This window comes from Sandarakinorhabdus oryzae (assembly GCF_009733735.1).
Taxonomy (GTDB): Bacteria; Pseudomonadota; Alphaproteobacteria; order Sphingomonadales; family Sphingomonadaceae; genus Sandarakinorhabdus; species Sandarakinorhabdus oryzae.
In genome coordinates this window covers 1-1,638 of the sequence record NZ_WNJP01000305.1, presented here as the reverse complement: position 1 = coordinate 1,638, position 1,638 = coordinate 1, and the positions used below count along the sequence as shown (strand labels likewise).

Here is a 1,638-nt window from a genome sequence, read left to right as displayed (position 1 = left end):
GCCCACCGCCGGCGCGCCGAGCAGCGACACGCCCGGGCGCGGCACCACCGCCAGCGGGATGGCGCGCAGCAAATCCCGCCAGCGCCGCCAGCGGTGCAGCTCGGCCACGATGTCGCTGCCTGCCAGCCAGACGAACTGGTGCTGCGGATAAAGCCGCTGCAACGCCGCCACGGTATCGACGGCAAAGCGGGTGCCAAGCCGGTGCTCCAGCGCCGTCACCTTGATGCGGGGATGGCGGGCTACCGCTTGCGCCCTCGCCACCCGCTTCGCCAGCGGCGCCATGCCGGCCGCCGATTTCAGCGGGTTCAAGGGCGAGACCAGCCACCACACCTGATCCAGCTGCAACTGCTGCAGCGCCACCAGGCTGATATGCCGATGCGCGTCATGCGCCGGGTTGAAGCTGCCGCCCAGGAGCCCGATGCGGGCCATCAGGGCCGCACCTGGCCGCTGCCACGCACGATGGTCTTGAAGATGGTCAGGCCCTCCAGCGCCACCGGGCCGCGGGCGTGCAGGCGGCCGGTCGCAATGCCGATCTCGGCGCCGAAACCGAACTCGCCGCCATCGGCATATTGGGTGGAGGCATTGTGCAGCACGATGGCCGAATCGACGCGAGCGAGGAAGCGCTCGGCGACGGCCGCATCTTCGGCGACGACGCTGTCGGTGTGCTGGCTGCCATGGGCGGCGATATGGACGATGGCGCCGTCGACGCCAACGACTTCGGCCACGCTGGCGATGGCGTCGAGATACTCGGTGTCCCAATCCTCAGGCGTGGCCGGCGTCACCCGGGGGTCAAGCTGCTGAACGGCGGCATCGCCGCGCACAGCGCAATCATGGTCGAGCAGCGCGGTGACCAGCCGGCGCTTGAGCGCCTTCGGCGCCGCGGCATCGATCAGCAGCGTTTCCATCGACCCACACACCGCCGTGCGGCGCAGCTTGGAGTTGATGACGATCGCCTCCGCCTTATCGGCATCGGCGCTGGCATCGACATAGACATGGTTGATGCCATCGAGATGCGCCAGCACCGGCACCCGCGCTTCGGCTTGCACGCGCGCCACCAGCCCCTTGCCGCCGCGCGGGATGATCACGTCGATCAGGCCGTGCGCCGCCAGCATGTCGCCAACCAGCGCCCGGTCACCGGCGGGCACCATCTGCACGGCCGCTGCCGGCAAGCCGGCCTCGCGCAGGCCGTCTGCCACGCAATCGAGCAACACGGCGTTCGACCGCGCGGCTTCCGAACCGCCGCGCAGCAGGCAGGCGTTGCCGGCCATCAGGCACAGGGCGGCGGCGTCCGCCGTCACGCCGGGCCGGCTTTCATAGATGATGCCGATCACACCCAACGGCACGCGGACGCGTTCGAACTGGAGACCGTTGGGCTGCGACCAGCGCGCGATCACGTCGCCCACCGGATCGGCCAGGCCGGCCACCGTATCCAACCCGGCGGCAATGCCCTCCACCCGGCCAGCATCGAGAGCCAACCGATCGACCAAGGCGGCCGAAAGGCCGCCTGCCCTGCCCGCGGTCACATCATCTTCGTTGGCAGCCAGCAAGGCATCGCAGCGCGTGCGGATGGCCGCCGCCGCCGTGCGGATGGCGAGCGCCTTCTGCGCGGTGGACGCGGCGGCCAGCGCCGGCAGGGCC

General features: G+C 70.6%; 2 protein-coding genes. Both read right to left on the bottom strand.

Translation table 11 applies throughout. The features are described from left to right. Positions 1-429 (bottom strand): nicotinate-nucleotide adenylyltransferase (locus tag GJ693_RS15860; protein WP_156257198.1); only part of this gene is annotated, 429 nt, incomplete at its 3' end. Next, the coding region (locus tag GJ693_RS15855) for a glutamate-5-semialdehyde dehydrogenase (RefSeq protein WP_156257197.1) at positions 429-1,638 on the bottom strand (1,210 nt) is incomplete at its 5' end. The genes GJ693_RS15860 and GJ693_RS15855, both read right to left, overlap by 1 nt.